Origin of the sequence: Aeromonas veronii bv. veronii (assembly GCF_000820225.1) — a bacterium.
Classification (GTDB): Bacteria; Pseudomonadota; Gammaproteobacteria; order Enterobacterales; family Aeromonadaceae; genus Aeromonas; species Aeromonas veronii.
Genome location: NZ_CDDK01000040.1, coordinates 70,733 through 86,168, shown reverse-complemented (window position 1 = coordinate 86,168; position 15,436 = coordinate 70,733). Strand labels below are relative to the sequence as shown.

The 15,436-nt window shown below is 58.4% G+C and carries 15 protein-coding genes; 9 read left to right on the top strand and 6 right to left on the bottom strand.

Going from position 1 to position 15,436, the window contains the following annotated elements; translation table 11 throughout:
- Positions 1–576, bottom strand: a 576-nt coding sequence (locus BN1139_RS21810) for a PTS sugar transporter subunit IIA (RefSeq protein ID WP_238325698.1), incomplete at its 3' end; no start/stop codon positions are given.
- Between the two features lie 296 nt (positions 577–872).
- On the opposite strand from BN1139_RS21810, the gene cra reads away from it, so the two are divergent.
- The 5 genes from cra (at position 873) to BN1139_RS16765 (ending at position 5,789) form a co-directional block, all read left to right on the top strand.
- Complete coding sequence (gene cra, locus BN1139_RS16785; RefSeq protein ID WP_013723770.1) at positions 873–1,859, top strand: catabolite repressor/activator; 987 nt, start codon at positions 873–875, stop codon at positions 1,857–1,859.
- Between the two features lie 552 nt (positions 1,860–2,411).
- The gene (locus BN1139_RS16780) at positions 2,412–3,605 is read left to right on the top strand and encodes an aromatic amino acid transport family protein (RefSeq protein WP_005351795.1); all 1,194 of its coding nucleotides are present in this window, start codon (positions 2,412–2,414) and stop codon (positions 3,603–3,605) included.
- Positions 3,606–3,858: 253 nt separating this feature from the next.
- Entirely contained in the window at positions 3,859–4,416 is a 558-nt protein-coding gene (locus BN1139_RS16775; protein WP_005351793.1) for a hypothetical protein, read from the top strand.
- Between the two features lie 219 nt (positions 4,417–4,635).
- Entirely contained in the window at positions 4,636–5,022 is a 387-nt protein-coding gene (locus BN1139_RS16770) for an MAPEG family protein (RefSeq protein ID WP_005351791.1), read from the top strand.
- Positions 5,023–5,138: 116 nt separating this feature from the next.
- Positions 5,139–5,789, top strand: coding sequence for a hypothetical protein (locus BN1139_RS16765; RefSeq protein ID WP_005351788.1), 651 nt, complete (start codon positions 5,139–5,141; stop codon positions 5,787–5,789).
- Between the two features lie 118 nt (positions 5,790–5,907).
- Here the strand turns inward: BN1139_RS16765 and BN1139_RS16760 are convergent, their stop codons facing one another.
- On the bottom strand, positions 5,908–7,308 hold the full coding sequence (locus BN1139_RS16760; protein ID WP_005351786.1) for a DEAD/DEAH box helicase: 1,401 nt from the start codon (positions 7,306–7,308) through the stop codon (positions 5,908–5,910).
- A 348-nt stretch (positions 7,309–7,656) separates the two neighbouring features.
- On the opposite strand from BN1139_RS16760, the gene BN1139_RS16755 reads away from it, so the two are divergent.
- Positions 7,657–8,487 carry a substrate-binding periplasmic protein gene (locus BN1139_RS16755; protein ID WP_013723771.1) on the top strand — a complete coding sequence of 277 codons (831 nt, stop codon included), beginning with the start codon at positions 7,657–7,659 and terminating at the stop codon, positions 8,485–8,487.
- Positions 8,488–8,598: 111 nt separating this feature from the next.
- Here BN1139_RS16755 and aroC read toward each other — a convergent pair whose 3' ends face one another.
- Both aroC and prmB read right to left on the bottom strand, forming a co-directional pair.
- Entirely contained in the window at positions 8,599–9,687 is a 1,089-nt protein-coding gene (aroC, locus tag BN1139_RS16750; protein WP_013723772.1) for a chorismate synthase, read from the bottom strand.
- A gap of 12 nt (positions 9,688–9,699) precedes the next feature.
- Complete coding sequence (gene prmB, locus BN1139_RS16745; RefSeq protein WP_041915442.1) at positions 9,700–10,635, bottom strand: 50S ribosomal protein L3 N(5)-glutamine methyltransferase; 936 nt, start codon at positions 10,633–10,635, stop codon at positions 9,700–9,702.
- Between the two features lie 82 nt (positions 10,636–10,717).
- Here prmB and smrB point away from each other — a divergent pair, with 82 nt between their 5' ends.
- Positions 10,718–11,242 (top strand): endonuclease SmrB, encoded by a 525-nt coding sequence (smrB, locus tag BN1139_RS16740; protein WP_005333198.1) that lies wholly within the window; start codon positions 10,718–10,720, stop codon positions 11,240–11,242.
- A gap of 57 nt (positions 11,243–11,299) precedes the next feature.
- Complete coding sequence (locus BN1139_RS16735; RefSeq protein WP_013723774.1) at positions 11,300–12,595, top strand: sensor domain-containing diguanylate cyclase; 1,296 nt, start codon at positions 11,300–11,302, stop codon at positions 12,593–12,595.
- Between the two features lie 130 nt (positions 12,596–12,725).
- On the opposite strand, the gene BN1139_RS16730 is transcribed toward BN1139_RS16735, so the two are convergent.
- On the bottom strand, positions 12,726–13,334 hold the full coding sequence (locus BN1139_RS16730; protein ID WP_005351770.1) for a histidine phosphatase family protein: 609 nt from the start codon (positions 13,332–13,334) through the stop codon (positions 12,726–12,728).
- 316 nt (positions 13,335–13,650) lie between these two features.
- Between BN1139_RS16730 and BN1139_RS21680 the strand changes: the two genes are divergently transcribed.
- On the top strand, positions 13,651–13,812 hold the full coding sequence (locus BN1139_RS21680; protein ID WP_005351768.1) for a hypothetical protein: 162 nt from the start codon (positions 13,651–13,653) through the stop codon (positions 13,810–13,812).
- Positions 13,813–13,932: 120 nt separating this feature from the next.
- Here the strand turns inward: BN1139_RS21680 and BN1139_RS16725 are convergent, their stop codons facing one another.
- A complete protein-coding gene (locus BN1139_RS16725; protein WP_005351767.1) occupies positions 13,933–15,396 on the bottom strand; it encodes a chitinase in 1,464 nt (487 codons plus the stop codon).
- Positions 15,397–15,436 lie beyond the last annotated feature (40 nt).

The following is a 15,436-nucleotide window of genomic DNA, read 5'->3' as shown; positions in this document are numbered from 1 at the left end:
GGCGGGATCGCTTGCCAGCAGGGCGCTCACCATGGCGGCATCGCCCCAGCCCGCCGATTTGGCGCGGGCGGCCGCCCCCAGCAACAGCTGGTCGCAATCATCGGCCGGGAAGTCGGCCAGGGTGAGGTATTGCACCTCTTTGGCGGCAGTGGCACCGGTCAGGATATTGATGATGGTGTCGGCGTCGGTGGCCTCTTTGAGCTGGGCTGCCGCCTGCTCGTCACCCAGCACATGGGTGAGCTGGCGCAAAATGCCCAGATGCTCGTCCGACTTGGCGGCGATACCGATGGCGACGTAGGCGATCTGCCCCTCGTCCCACTCGATGCCATGAGGGAACTGGGCCACCATGACGCCTGTGTTCTTCACCAGATGACGGGTGTCGGTGGTGCCGTGGGGAATGGCGATGCCGCTGCCAAGGTAGGTGGCATGCTGCGCTTCACGGGCCAGCATCCCATCGACATAGCCCGCTTCCACCAGACCCGCTTCGGTCAGTTTGCCTGCCAGCAGGGCAATGGCGTCCGACTTGGTCGCCACCGACTGCCCCAGCAAGATCTGCTCTCGCGCCAACTTCAACATAGAGACTCTCCATCAGGTTCCGGCCGCGCCGGTACGTCACAATTGAACATTCGGGTAACTCGCCAGCTGACAATTGACCCGAACACGGTTGACTGTGATCGGAGCCTGATTTTCAGGCCACTGGGTCTCTTCGTTGCTGACAGGCTGAATCGTTTCACTTACACTCAGACTGAATCGTTTCAGCGAATTGATCAAGTACCCACAAAGAGTGCTTTTCAATGATATGATCCCGCGCACACTTTTCGGTGCCCTCACCCGGCAGTGACCGTGGGCCTTGCAACTCAAACAGAGCCAATATGATGAAACTGGATGAAATCGCCGCCCTCGCCGGTGTCTCGCGCACCACGGCAAGCTATGTGATCAATGGCAAGGCCGACCAATACCGCATCAGTCAGGCCACCCGCGACAAGGTGATGGCCGTTGTCACCGCCCATAACTATCAGCCGGACAGCCGCGCCGCCTCCCTGCGCGGCGGCCAGACCAAGACTCTGGGCTTTATCCTGCCCGACCTTGAGAACGCCAGTTACGCCAAGCTAGCCAAACGGCTGGAACAAGGGGCTCGGGCGCAGGGCTATCAGCTGCTCATTGTCTGCTCGGAAGATGAGCCCACTACCGAAAAAGAGCTGGCCCAGATGCTGGTGAGCCGCCATGTGGATGCCCTGCTGGTGGCCAGTTGCCTGCCCCCAGACGACCCCTTCTACGGCAAATTGCAGGCGCAAGGCAGCCAGATCCTCGCCATCGACCGGGCGATGGCCGCCGACAAGTTCGTCACCGTCGCCAGTGAAAACGAGAAAGCGAGCTTTGATCTCACCAGCTCCCTGCTCACCCCGACCTTGCGCCATATCGCCTTGATCACTGCGCTGCCAGCACTCACGATCAGCAAGGAGCGAAAAGCCGGTTTCGAGCAGGCGGTCGCCAGTCATAGCGCGGCTCGCCACCTGTGTGAGGGGGATCACTTCTCCCGTCTTGAGGGGTATCGCCTGATCAAAGATCTGCACCAGCAGCTGGGCCAGCTGCCCGAAGCACTGATCACTACTTCCTATATCCTGATGGAGGGGGTACTCGACTACCTGTTGGAGCAAGAGATCGATATGAGCCAGCTTGCCATGGCCACCTTCGGCGACGATCGGCTGCTCGACTTCCTCCCCTTTGGCATCAACTCCCTGCCCCAGCAGCACGATGCCCTGGCCAGCCAGGCGCTGGAGCTGGCGCTCAAGGCGGTCAATGGCGACTACCAGAGCGGGCTGTACTATGTGAGCCGCACCCTCAAGCGCCGTCGCTAACCTGACCGCTGCAGACCCGATTTGCTGTCAATGGGTGGGTAAAGCGAACAGATGACAATAAGGCTGCCAGCATCGGCAGCCTTATTGTTTTCCCCCACAACCCTACCCGCCCGCTTTGCTTTCTCTCCCGTCTGGCCGACTAAACAACCGGCCTCCACCCCCTGTTCGCCGCACAACTCAACGCCCCCCTCCTCGCTCCCTTATCCGTACTGTTGCCACTTGGCTGACCTGTATCAATGAGCCCCTGCCAGTCATTTTTTCGGTGCTTTTTTCTGCAATTAGCTACCGCTGTCATCATTTATTTCCACTTGTTGCCACAAGCCAGCACAAGATCCGTATAAAGGGGGTTGTTTCCGCTATTTTGATCCGCTAATGTGGCAACCATCTTTTACAACTGACAGGTTTTAGGTACAGATGTTCCCGTTCCGATATTGCTAGCCTCCGGCCCTATCACCGGAGGCACCTTCTGATAACGCCAATCGGCCCCCTCTTGTTGACGTCACTGCTGACATCGCCTGTTTGCACTGACATCGCTACGTTCGGATGGATAACATGAATACCAAAACCCTGGGTTGTACCCTGTTGATTGCCGGCACCACCATAGGCGCCGGCATGCTGGCCCTGCCGCTGGCCTCCTCCTCCCTTGGCGGCCCCGCCACCCTGATGTTGATGGTCGGCCTCTGGGCCCTGATGGCCTTCACCGCCATGTTGCAAGTAGAGGCAAGCCTCAACACCGGCAAGTGGTACCTGCACCAGCTGGCGGATCATCTGCTCGGCCCCTGGGGCAAGCGCATCGCCTCCTTCTGTATCCTGATGCTGTTCTACTCGCTGGCCTCCGCCTACATCAGCGGCGGCAGCAGCCTGCTGGCACAGGCGCTGGCCGATGCGGGCATGACTCTCAGCCAGGAGCAGGCTGCCTGGGCCTTTACTCTGCTGTTTGGCGGCATGGTCTGTGTCGGCACCCGTTCGGTGGATTACCTCAACCGGCTGATGTTCACCGTCAAACTGGTGATCATGGTGGTAGTGCTGGCGTTGCTGCTGCCCCGCGCCGAGGGGCAACATCTGCTCTCGATGCCGCTGGGTCAGGGCCTGTTGCTGGCGGGCCTGCCGGTCATCTTCACCTCGTTCGGCTTTCACGGCTCCATTCCGAGCGTCATGCTCTACCTCGGTGACTGCCCCAAGCAGCTGCGCCGGGTCTTTGTCTGGGGCTCTGCCCTGCCGCTGATCCTCTACGTGCTATGGCAGGTAGCGATCCTCGGTCTGCTCGGCCAGCAAGCCCTGCTGCAAACCGGCGGCGCGCTGGACAGCCTGCTGGCCAACGTCGGCAAGCTGGTGAGCTGGCCTGCGTTTAATCAGGCGATGCACCTGTTTGCCGATCTGGCACTCGCCACCTCCTTCCTCGGGGTGACGCTGGGGCTGTTCGACTTTATGGCCAAGGTAACCCGCCGCAAGGACAACTGGCAGGGCCGCACTCAGACTGGCCTCATCACCTTCGTGCCGCCATTGCTGTTTGCCCTCTACTTCCCGCAGGGCTTTATCATGGCGCTGGGCTACGCCGCCATTGCGCTGGCGATCCTCGCGGTACTGCTGCCGGTGGCGCTGGTATGGCAGAGCCGCAAACAGGCGCCAGCCCACCACTACCGCGCCCCGGGTGGCATGGTTGCGCTGGGAGTGGCCGCCGCCATGGGCGTGCTGATTGTCGGCGTCCAGATCAGCGTCAGCCTTGGAATGCTGCCAGCGCTGTAATCCCCGATACTAAACGCCCCAAATAGCCAAGCCCCGCCAATTAACTTGACGGGGCTTTTTGTTGGAAAAGAAATCAAGTTGGATACAGGCATCAGCCATTAATTAAGACAGCGCCCCTTACCAAACAAACACCCAAACCTTCAGCTATATACCGACCTTTTTACTACCCAACCCTGAATAATCAGTTCAAAAACCGTTCATGCCCCTTCGCTACACTGCCCGCTCGTTTATCGCTATCAGGAGTTTGAAAACAATGATGTTGCACCTCAAGAAGAGCACCCTTGCCCTCGTCCTGCTTGCCGCCAGCGGCGCACTCAGCGCAGCCGAAATAACCAACAACAATATTACCGATGCGGAGATCAAGGCCGCGCAGGATGGTTGGGGCGCGGCGCTCATCAAGATCAGCGATGACTATCGCGCCGGTGGAATTGAGCGCGCCAAGGCGACTGCCGAAGCGGTGCTCGACAGCGCCTACGGCTATCAGCAGGGGCCAGTGCTGTTCAAACCCACCCTCGCCGGTGGCGAGCAGACCTTTCGCACCAACCGCGAGGGGGCGCTGGCCTACTTTGTCGGCAACAACAGCGCCTATCCGGCCGATAGCGGCTTTGCCCTGAAAAACTGGCAGAGCTATCGCTATGACAATGCCGCCGTCTATATCAACGGCGATATGGCGCTGACCATGGGCAAGGTGCATCTGGTGGATCGCGACAACAAGGAGACCACGGTCGACAAGACCTGGGGTTTCAAGAAAGGAGATGATGGCAAAGTGCGCATCGTGCTGCACCACTCCTCCCTCCCTTACGAGGGGTAATGACGGGGCTCTGCCCACCATCAATATGATCAAAAACAGCCCTGCCACCTCGGCAGGGCTGTTTGTTTTGCGCCTGCACTTGGCCGATGGCGAGTCAGTGGATGACGATCGTGCTAAGGCAGTTTGCTGCTACCCTCAAGGCAAGCCATTGAGATGCCGAGCTATATCGCGTCTCTCAACACCAGCCACTCGTTATCATCACACAAGGAGCCAGATACCATGACCATACTGCCTGTTTACGCGGCCCTGCTCACGCTGCTTTTTGTGTTGCTGAGCATTCGTACCATTCGCACCCGCCATAGCCGCAAGGTGGCGCTGGGGCATGGGGATGACCCCGCCATGCTGCGGGCCATGCGGGTACACGCCAACTTTGCCGAGTATGTCCCCATCGCCCTGCTGCTGATCTATTTCGTCGAAACCGGCAGCCATACCCCCTGGCTTATCCATCTGCTGGGGAGCGCCTTGCTGCTTGGCCGCCTCTGCCATGCATTTGGCATGAGCCGCACGCCGGAGAACTTCCGTTATCGGGTGGCGGGAATGGGGCTGACCTTCACGGTGATCCTGGTGAGCGCGGCCCATATCCTGATCACGGCGCTGCTCCCCTGACCCGGCCGTCACGAATAGCTGCCGAAGCGGTCTGGCAGACATCACCATCGGCTATTCTTTACTGCACAGATAGTCGCAACAGTGCTGCTTAAACAAGCCCGATTCAGGAGTGCGATATGAAGTGGATTGGCTGGTTACTGCTTGTCGGGCTGACTCCCGTTGCCCACGCAACCCCGCTAAAGCTGGCGGCAGCGGTCGAACACACTGCGATATTGCGCCCTTTTATTCATGACTGGTTTGGCCGGGCCGGCATCGACTTTCAGTTGATCCCCTGCACCTATGCCCGCTGCGAAAAGTTGATTGAGGCAGACCATGCCGTCGATGGCGATATGGCCCGGATCAGGGGCTTTGATCAGACCTATCCCCACTTGCTGCAGATCGGTGCCCCCATCTCGGAGGCGGCGATTTATGGTCAGCCACGGGATAACCCGAGCTGGCCCCCTGCCGAGGGTACCGTGATTGGCTGCCTGCGTGGCATCCAGTGGTGCGAGCGCTTCCTCGGCAACTATCAGGTCATCTGGTTGAACGATGAGAAGCAAGGGCTTGCCCAACTGCATCGAGGCAAAGTGGACTGGCTCATCAAGATGCGCCCCGCCTCTCAACCTGCACTGGCGTCCCCCTGGCAGAAGATCACCAAAGAGCAGGTCTTTCTCTATCTTGATAAAAAGCACCGAGCGGAAATTGCGGCCCTGCTCAAGATACAGCTGGCGTTTATCAATAACGGCCGCTGGCTGGCGATGCAAAAGCAATACCTCTCCGCCATCTAGCGCGCTTCTCGCAGCACCACACAGTGCCGATTACATGGCTGAAAAAACAAAAAGCCCTGCCAGATTGGCAGGGCTTTTCAGTCAACAGCATAGCTGGGGAGTCAAACTCCCGAGCCGCTTACTGGTTGTGAGTAGAGCGACGTGGACGACGGGCCTGAGCCGGTTTGCCAGCGCCATCAGCCGGACGCTGACCACCTTGCGGCTTGGGCTTGCCACCGTTACCGGTACGGGCACCACCCGCATTGCCATTGGAGGCGGAACGACCGGCACCTTGACGCTGGCCTTGACCTTGCGGACGCGGCGCACGGCGCTGCTCGCTCGGATCGCGGGGCTCTTTGCGCAGCGGCGCACCGATACCACGGGCGATGTTGTCCAGGGTCTCGCGGGAGGCTTCGAAACCGGCCACCTGCTCGCACGGAATGCTCTGCTTGGTCAGACGCTCGATCGCCTTGATAAGCTTGCCTTCATCTGCAGCCACCAGCGAGATGGCGTGACCGGCAGCACCGGCACGGCCGGTACGACCGATACGGTGCACGTAATCTTCCGCCACGTTGGGCAACTCGAAGTTGACCACTTGCGGCAGCTTGTCGATGTCCAGACCACGGGCGGCGATGTCGGTCGCCACCAGCACCTTGACACTACCATCCTTGAAGCCGGCCAGCGCACGGGTACGGGCACCCTGGCTCTTGTTGCCGTGGATGGCGGCGGCGCTGACGCCGTTCTTGTCGAGGGTTTCGGCAACGCGGTTGGCCATGTGCTTGGTACGGGTGAACACCAGTACCTGCTGCCAATTGTTGCTGGTGACCAGATGGCTCAGCAGCGCAATCTTGTTGGCCTTGTCGCACGGGTGCACCAGCTGTTCGATACGCTCGGCGGTGCTGTTGCGCGGGGCGACTTCAATGACTGCCGGGTTGTCCAGCAGACCAGTGGCCAGCTCGCGAATTTCATCGGCGAAGGTGGCGGAGAAGAGCAGGTTCTGACGCTTCTTCGGCATCAGGGCCAGGATGCGGCGGATGTCGCGGATAAAGCCCATGTCGAGCATGCGATCTGCTTCATCCAGTACCAGGATCTCCACCTCGTCAAATTTGACGGCATTCTGGTTGTAGAGATCGATCAGACGGCCCGGACAGGCCACCAGCACATCCAGACCACGGCGGGTCGCCATCATCTGCGGGTTGATGCTCACGCCACCGAAGACCACGTGGCTGCGCATCGGCAGGTGTTTGCCGTAGTTACGCACGCTCTCGCCCACCTGGGCGGCCAGCTCGCGCGTCGGGGTCAGTACCAGCGCACGGACGCGGTTCGGAGAGACCTTGCGCTTGCTCTCCATCAGACGTTGCAGCATCGGCAGGGTAAAGCCTGCGGTCTTGCCGGTCCCTGTTTGAGCCGCCGCCATCAGATCGCGGCCAGCCAGAACGGCGGGGATCGCTTGCTGCTGAATGGGAGACGGGGTGTCGTAGCCTTGTTCGGCAACGGCACGCAACAAGGGTTCGGCCAGACCGAGGGAAGTAAAACTCATAATTACCTGCTAGAGATAGGGGCGCCGGGGATTTGTGGTGGGGCTCCTCTGCTGAGCCGATGCCATCTCACAAGATCTGGGCCTATTGAGAAAACAACGATTTCCCCGGGGAGCAGAGCAAAGGGGAAAGAATAGAGGCGCAGTCTAACGGAGTTGCCCGGGATAAACGAGAAAAATGTGATGCTCCTCCCAGCACGAACAGAAAATTCCCCTCCTGCCCCCCGAATAATCCCGTTGATTGATGTAGCACGCACCACACTATTAACTGGCAACACAATATCAGCCCTCGCAGGCATGGCTCGCAGGGCAAAAGCATGGGATACAAGAACACAATAACGAGGTTTAACTATGACCACGTCATATCGTCCCCGCGGCAGCTGGCAGGCAAGGATTGGCCTGCTGCTTCTGCTGCTAAGCCCTGCACTGCAGGCCAGTCAGACTCTGACCGTGGCCTGGAGTCACTGGCCCCCCTTCAGCCAAATCAACAACCGGGGTGAGCTGGATGGGCTGGATGTCAGCCTGACCCGCCAGATCCTCACCCAGGCGGGCTTTGCCCCCAAGTTTCGCGAACTTCCCTGGGCGCGGGCACTGCATCTGGTAGAACACGATCAGCTGGATGTGGCGATGGCCGCCCTCCCTCTGCCGGAGCGCCAGAGCTATGCCCGCTTCTCGACCCCCTACCGCCAGAGTGCCTATGTGCTGCTGAGCAATGACCCGATTCCCGGCCATCAGGATCGGTGGGCACAGCTCGATAATCTGCCCGCGTTGTGCAACGAGAAGGGGCTCAAGATAGGCAAGTTGCGTGGCACCCGCCCCATGCATCAGATGGATAGCTGCCCGGCGCTTAAAATGGCGACCGAATACAACGCCGATGAGCGGATGATCGATCTGCTGCTGGCTCGCCGCCTCGATGGCATCATCATGGAGTGGCAATATGCCCGCTACCGGCTGGCCCAACTGGGGGCCGAAGAGTTTATCAGCTGCCAGCTGTTGCTACACCACCAGCCGGTCAGCCTGATGTTTGCCAAAAACAGCGTGAGCGAAGAACAGATCCTCAAAGTCAACGAGGCCATTCATGCCTTGCCCAAACCCCACAACAAGTTCTCGCCCCCAAGGTGTCGCCTCAATGCCGATCCGGGCGCCGCAGATCTGCTGACCCGCACCCTCCGCAAGCATTGACGGGATAAGCCGCCACCTGAAATAGCAAAGGCGACCCGAAGGTCGCCTTTTTGGTATTGTCGAACTTGTTCCCCGAACAGGGAACGCTCAGTCGATAAGCAGCAACAGGGATCAGCGCAGCAGCGGGGTATGGGTCAACACCCCCTGATTCTGGGCGCGATGGCGCAGCAGGTGATCCATCAACACCAGCGCCAGCATGGCTTCGGCGATGGGCACGGCGCGGATGCCGACACAGGGATCGTGACGACCCTTGGTGATCATCTCGATTGCCTCGCCTTCGGTATTGATGGTCTTGCCCGGCACAGTGATGCTGGAAGTCGGTTTGAGCGCCATGCTCACCACGATATCCTGACCCGACGAGATCCCACCCAGAATGCCGCCCGCATGGTTGCTGGCAAAGCCTGACGGGGTCATCTCGTCACGATGCTCGGAGCCTTTTTGCTCCACTACCGCAAAGCCGTCACCGATCTCCACGCCTTTCACCGCATTGATGCCCATCATGGCATGGGCAATGTCGGCGTCGAGGCGATCAAACACCGGCTCACCCAGGCCCACCGGCACATTGCGCGCAATGACCTGCACCTTGGCACCGATACTGTTGCCCTCTTTCTTCAGGTCGCGCATGTATTGATCGAGCTCTTCCAACTTGCCCGCATCGGGGAAGAAGAAGGGATTCTGCTCAATCTGCGCCGCGTCAAAGCCTTCCGCCTTGATGGGGCCGAGCTGGGAGAGAAAACCGGTGATCTCGATGCCATGCACCTGTTTGAGGTACTTCTTGGCGATCGCCCCCGCAGCTACCCGCATCGCAGTCTCGCGTGCCGAGGAGCGACCACCGCCGCGATAGTCCCGCTGACCATACTTCTGGTGATAGGTGTAGTCAGCGTGACCCGGCCGGAACAGATCCTTGATATCGGAGTAATCCTTGGAGCGCTGATCGGTATTCTCGATGAGCAGCCCGATGGAGGTGCCGGTGGTCTTGCCCTCAAACACCCCGGAGAGGATCTTCACCTCATCCGGCTCACGGCGCGGCGTGGTGTAGCGGGAAGTGCCCGGCTTTCGCCGATCCAGATCCCCCTGCAGATCCGCCTCGCTGATCTCCAGCCCCGGCGGGCAGCCATCAACCACGGCGCCCAGCGCCAGGCCGTGGCTCTCGCCAAAGGTAGTGACCCGAAAGAGTTGACCAAAACTGTTCCCTGCCATGCGCGCTCCTGCTTAGTTCTTGTAGATGGCGAAATGATCCTGATACTGCATCAGCTCGTCACGGGTCATCACAAAGACGCCGTGACCGCCGTTTTCGAATTCAACCCAGGTAAAGGGGATCTCGGGGAACTGGGCTTCCAGATGGATCATGCTGTTGCCCACTTCGACCACCAGCACGCCGTTATCCTTGAGGAAATCTGCCGCATGGGCCAGCAGACGCTTGGTCAGCTTGAGACCATCGGAGCCGGACGCCAGCGCCAGCTCGGGTTCGTGACGGAATTCATCCGGCAGATCCGACATATCTTCGGAGTCCACATAGGGCGGGTTGGAGACGATGAGATCGTACTTGTCGCCCGCTGGCAGATCGCGGAACAGATCGGAGCGGATCGGGATAACCTGCTGCTCCAGCCCGTGATCGTTGATATTGCGCTCGGCCACGTTCAGGGCATCGACGCTGATGTCGATGGCATCCACTTCCGCTTCAGGGAACTCGTGGGCCATGATGATGGCGATACAGCCGGAGCCGGTGCACAAGTCCATGATCCGGGTCGGTTCATGTTTGAGGAAGGGTGCGAAACGGTTGGCCACCATCTCGGCAATGGGGGAACGGGGAATGAGCACCCGCTCGTCCACGTAGAACTCCCAACCGGCATACCAGGCCTTGTTGGTCAGGTAGGCGGCCGGTACCCGCTCCTGTACCCGGCGGATAATCAGCTCGGCGATACGGTGACGCTCGCTGCTGGTGAGACGGGAGTGGCGCATGGCCGGGTCTACATCCGGTGGCAGATGTAACGCGGGCAGTACCAGCTGCACAGCTTCATCCCAGGCGTTGTCGGTTCCATGACCGTAAAAAATCCCGGCGTCGTTGAAACGACTCATGGCCCAACGCAACATGTCCTGGATGGTGTGCATCTCGGCAACCACCTCATCGATAAATATCTTGTCCAAATCCACCTCCAAGTCGAGTAATATCCGGCCCGAGCCCCGTTTACGTTGCGGGCAAGACGCATACCTAATACATGAGCATCTGATGAAAAAAACGCCCTCACCGACAGACGAGGAAACCCTGCTGTTCCGCGATGCGATAAAAGGTACCCGGAAAATCAAGCAAGATACCATAAGGGCCGAGTTACGCCCGGTCAAGCAGAAACGCGAATTGCGCGAAACCCGCGAAAAGCTTGGGGTTGACCACTATTTCAGCGATGAGTATCAGCCCCATCTCGATGATGATGGGCCGACCCGTTACGTGCGGGAAGATGTGTCAAAATTTGAGCTGAAAAAGCTCAAGCGGGGCATTTATCCGCCGGAGATCTACCTGGATCTGCACGGCATGAACCAGCAGCAGGCAAAACAGGAGCTGGCCGCCCTGCTCACACTCTGCCAGAAAGAGAACATTCACGTCGCCTCGGTGATGCACGGCATCGGCAAACATATTCTCAAGCAGCGCATTCCCAGCTGGCTGGCCCAGCACCCCAATGTGCGCGCCTTCCATCAAGCTCCCCGCGAATGGGGCGGCGACAGCGCCATTCTGGTGTTGCTGGATATCGAAGAGTAGTTAGCCAAACGACCACACTATACTGAATATCAATACGTTATTCGCCGTGGAGGTCGCATGTTTACACAGGGTTCCCATGCCGACATAAAGTCATCTCTCGACGCCATCGGCGCTGCCGTGGCGGTGTTCAGCCTCGACAAGGATGATCACTTTGTGCTGGTCTCTGCCAACGATACCTTTGCCAAGGCGTTCGAGCTGGATGTCCTTGGCAGCATTGGCAAACAGCTGAGCGAGATGTTTCCCCGCTACATCACCAATACCATCGAGCCGCCAATGCACGAGTGTGTGCGCATGCAGACAGGGCTCGAGAGCGAGCTGCCTATCGACAGCCTGTCGCGTACCAGTTGGTGGCGCTTTATTCTCTCCCCCATCATCCCCGAGCAGGCACGGATCAACCGGATCATCGTCACCGCCATCGACATCACCGCCAGGATGCAGCTGGAAGAGGCGCTCACCACCAGTCGCCGCCGCTTCGAAGCTGTGGTCAACTCCGCCTATGACGGCATCATCAGTGTCAGCAGCGAATCGCGCATCGAGCTTATCAATACCGCTGCCTGCGAGATGTTCGGGATCGACGAGAGTTATCTCGGCAAGCGGCTGGAAACCCTGCTTCCCCAGCGTTTTCGCGCCAATCACGAAACCTATTTCAAAGCCTTCAGCAGCTCCCCCATCAATTCGCGCCCGATGCATGCCCGCGCCTCGGTGATGGGTCTGCGCCGAGACGGCAGCGAATTTCCGCTGGAGGTGACCATCGCCAAGATCAATCTGGGCCCGACCACCGAGATGACCGCCATCTTGCGGGATATCTCGGAGCGAGCCCGACTGGTGGAGGAGTTGAAGGTCGCCGCAACCACGGATCCCCTCACCGGCATTGCCAACCGGCGCCGCTTCAACGAGCTGGTCAACGCCGAGATGCAGCGCTGTCAGCGTTTTGGCCATACCATGAGCCTGCTGCTGATCGATATCGACCACTTCAAGGAAGTCAACGACACCTTTGGCCATCAGCAGGGAGATCTGGCAATCCTGAGTCTGGTGAAACGGATCAGCAAACAGCTGCGGGAGGTGGACATGCTGGGTCGCTGGGGTGGCGAGGAGTTTATCGTACTGCTACCGGAAACCTCCCTCGAGCTCGCCTGGGCCAGCGCCGAGCGGATCAGGCTAGCCATCGAATCCCAGCACCATGCACTGGAGGGGGCTCTTGAGATCTCCCTCACCATCAGTATCGGGATCAGCGCCAGCAAGGGCAGCCATGACACTGTAGAGAAGATGGTTAGACGAGCCGACACCGCCCTCTATTTGGCCAAGAAACAGGGGCGCAACTGCTGCCGCAAAGAGGAGCCGGAGCCGACCTGATGGCGCACGCCCCTGCCCTCTGGTAACACTGCTAACCTTTGCCTGCAGAGATAACCAACCGCAACGAATACAAAAGACAGCGCGACTCTCTTCGGTAGCGCTTTTTCTCGTCATGCTTTTGGTGCACTTTTCAATCACAACCATCAAGGGGACGGCTAAAGCGCAGTGGGCCACCATCATCCAGAGAGAGCCTCACCGACAGCATGCCGCCGTTGGGCAATTGCCATTCAAAGAAGTCATCAAAACCGGCAATCGTTACGGCGCGGATCACCTTGGCGACCATACCGTGCGCCACCAGCAGTATCCGCTCCCCTTGCATGGTCGAAGCAAGTTCCGTGAGTCCCTGCAAGACGCGGGCAATCACCTCATCCAGCGTCTCACCGCCAGGCGGAGCCTCCGCCCAGCGCCGGGTGATATTGCGCGCCCACAGTTCAGGATAGCGATCCCTTGCTTCTGCCTGCGTCAGCCCTTCAAACAGGCCGACATCCCTCTCACGAAAGGCTGACACAAGCTCCACATGCAATCCCAACTGGCGAGACAAGATGGCAGCACTCTCCCTTGTTCGCAGCAGGGGAGATGCCAGCAACCGATCAAACGGCGGCTCTGTCACTGCCACCTTCTCAGCCAGCCGGGATATCTGGCGCACGCCATCGTCATTGAGCCCGATATCCAGCGCGCCCTGATAGCGCTCTTCCGCATTGGCCTGCGTCTCGCCATGGCGGATCACCACCAGTTCCATGGTGCACTCCTTTTTCCTGCTATCTGCTTAGTGATTAAACCGCATACGACTTCCCATTCGGATAACGAGACGACAATCCCCATTCATCTGCGCACCTTAACAATTCTTTAAAATCGAGCAAGATTACCTCGCTCGCAGTAAAAAAACATCCGCTAAACTACACACACTCATCCGTAAACAAATAGATACATATGACTTTTACATCCAATATGTAAATTTTCTCTTTCCGTGAAATATATAGCGTGCAAGGCGATGCCATGAGTTGATAGATGGGAAGAATAAACCCCCTCATCGTAAATACGAGAGGGATGGCGTCATGGGTGCGCTCTTCGAATCCATCGCTCAGCAAAACATCACTCAACGCTTTTTAATATTACTGAACAGCAAGGTTAAAACATTAAATCCAACCATCAATAAATTTGATGCGGGCTGTTTACGTCACTTTAATCGGGAAATAAAAGCTGGCTGGGGAATATAGTTCCCCCTCCAGATTGATGAATCTTTTTTAATCGCTGCCACATATTCCCCCCCAGCGCAAAAATATATTAAAAGGGGGCTAAGCCCCCTCTCCTTATCAATCAATGGATGGACTGTCTCTTTATTGAGTTGTCACCGACGCCCAGGGGCCCCCTTTGGCGGGATCATCTCCCTGTGTCCACCATTTGGCCTGATAGACGGCGCCCTTGTAGCTCACCTTGCTGCCAGCGGTGTAGACCTTGGTCGCTTCCCATGCCGGGTTGCCACCGATGGGGGGTTCACTCGGATCGACCGGTGGTGGAGTCAGTTTGTCCACAACCCGCACTTTCGGCCAGTTGGCGTGGGAGCCGTAGAAGTTGGTCACGCACTTCTCGTAATCACCCGGCACCAGCGCAGAATATGCGGTCTGGAAGCCCACCAGCTCGCACTCGAAGGAGTAACCGCCCGGGCGGTCCGGATAGTATTTCCAGTTGCCATCCCAGTTGGTGTAGAGCACGTCGGTAGCGCCGTTAAGATTGAGGCTGCCATAGGGAGTCTGCTGCCAGCAGGTGTTCTTCTCATCCGCCTTGAGCGGGATCTGGTAGTGGTTGGCCAGCCCTTCCCAGTAGCGGATACGATTGACCGGCTGCCCCTTGTCCTTGTTCTGCTCGCCACACTCGATGCCGCCGTTGATGACGTTGATGGTGGTGCCAAAGCCGTAGCCGATACCAGCGTCAGCTTCCCGTTTGGAGGGTACCCAAGTGCGATCAATCACGTGCAGCATGGCCGGTTTCGGGGCCTGCGGGGTGAGGAAGAACCAGATGGCAGAAGCGAGGTTGAGCCAGGAGTCCGCCACCAGCCCCGGGTTGTTGAGCAGCACGGAGGCATCACCATCAAACATCGCCTCGGAAAAGGCGCCGTAGTTGAAGTGGTAAGAAAGCTGCTTGGCGCCGCGGCCGAAATACCCCTGACCCGTGCTGCAAGGCCACTTCTTGTTCTGCCAGTCGTTCTGGCCACAGCCGGTGGTATAACCGGTCTGTCCCTCTGACCAGCCCATCTCCCGCACATGCACCAGCGCCTGTTGCCACTCCTCCAGCCCCAACGGGTTATCGGAGACGTTCTCCTTGGCAATATGGCCACCGGTCTCCTGAGAGAAGTGGGCAAAGGCCGTCACAATGGATTTTTTACAGATCGCATCAGAATCGCGCCCGTCAGTATATTCACCACAGAACGCAGGGAATTTACCGATGGCTCGCAAGAAGCGGACATAAGTATATTCCGGCGCTGCCATCTGGGTTAAATATTCCCATTCAGATTGGGGAAATACCCGTTCAACCCGTTTTACGTTGTCAGGATTGCTTGCCAGACCCGGTTCAATGGCATCAACGATTTTATTTGACCGGGTCGCCAATGCTTTGGCCCATATTGCATACATTGGATTGGCCGTCTTGGCTTTTTCCATGACTGCCAGATCCGGGGCCGAAATCACATATCCTCCCGCATTTTGCGGATCGGGTTGAATATTCATGGCTGCACTCATTGCGGCATAGCTTGGCAATGCGCAGGCGGCAGCGATCAGCCAGGCACAACGCTTGGGTTTGAACATGTTTATCGTCCTTGTTTGAATTAATGCGTTCCAAGAGTAG

Coding starts and splice junctions, on each gene's coding strand:
- cra (WP_013723770.1), top strand. CDS start 873: ATGATGAAACTGGATGAAATCGCCGCCCTCGCCGGTGTCTCGCGCACC.
- BN1139_RS16780 (WP_005351795.1), top strand. CDS start 2,412: ATGAATACCAAAACCCTGGGTTGTACCCTGTTGATTGCCGGCACCACC.
- BN1139_RS16775 (WP_005351793.1), top strand. CDS start 3,859: ATGATGTTGCACCTCAAGAAGAGCACCCTTGCCCTCGTCCTGCTTGCC.
- BN1139_RS16770 (WP_005351791.1), top strand. CDS start 4,636: ATGACCATACTGCCTGTTTACGCGGCCCTGCTCACGCTGCTTTTTGTG.
- BN1139_RS16765 (WP_005351788.1), top strand. CDS start 5,139: ATGAAGTGGATTGGCTGGTTACTGCTTGTCGGGCTGACTCCCGTTGCC.
- BN1139_RS16760 (WP_005351786.1), bottom strand. CDS start 7,308: ATGAGTTTTACTTCCCTCGGTCTGGCCGAACCCTTGTTGCGTGCCGTT.
- BN1139_RS16755 (WP_013723771.1), top strand. CDS start 7,657: ATGACCACGTCATATCGTCCCCGCGGCAGCTGGCAGGCAAGGATTGGC.
- aroC (WP_013723772.1), bottom strand. CDS start 9,687: ATGGCAGGGAACAGTTTTGGTCAACTCTTTCGGGTCACTACCTTTGGC.
- smrB (WP_005333198.1), top strand. CDS start 10,718: ATGAAAAAAACGCCCTCACCGACAGACGAGGAAACCCTGCTGTTCCGC.
- BN1139_RS16735 (WP_013723774.1), top strand. CDS start 11,300: ATGTTTACACAGGGTTCCCATGCCGACATAAAGTCATCTCTCGACGCC.
- BN1139_RS16730 (WP_005351770.1), bottom strand. CDS start 13,334: ATGGAACTGGTGGTGATCCGCCATGGCGAGACGCAGGCCAATGCGGAA.
- BN1139_RS21680 (WP_005351768.1), top strand. CDS start 13,651: ATGGGTGCGCTCTTCGAATCCATCGCTCAGCAAAACATCACTCAACGC.
- BN1139_RS16725 (WP_005351767.1), bottom strand. CDS start 15,396: ATGTTCAAACCCAAGCGTTGTGCCTGGCTGATCGCTGCCGCCTGCGCA.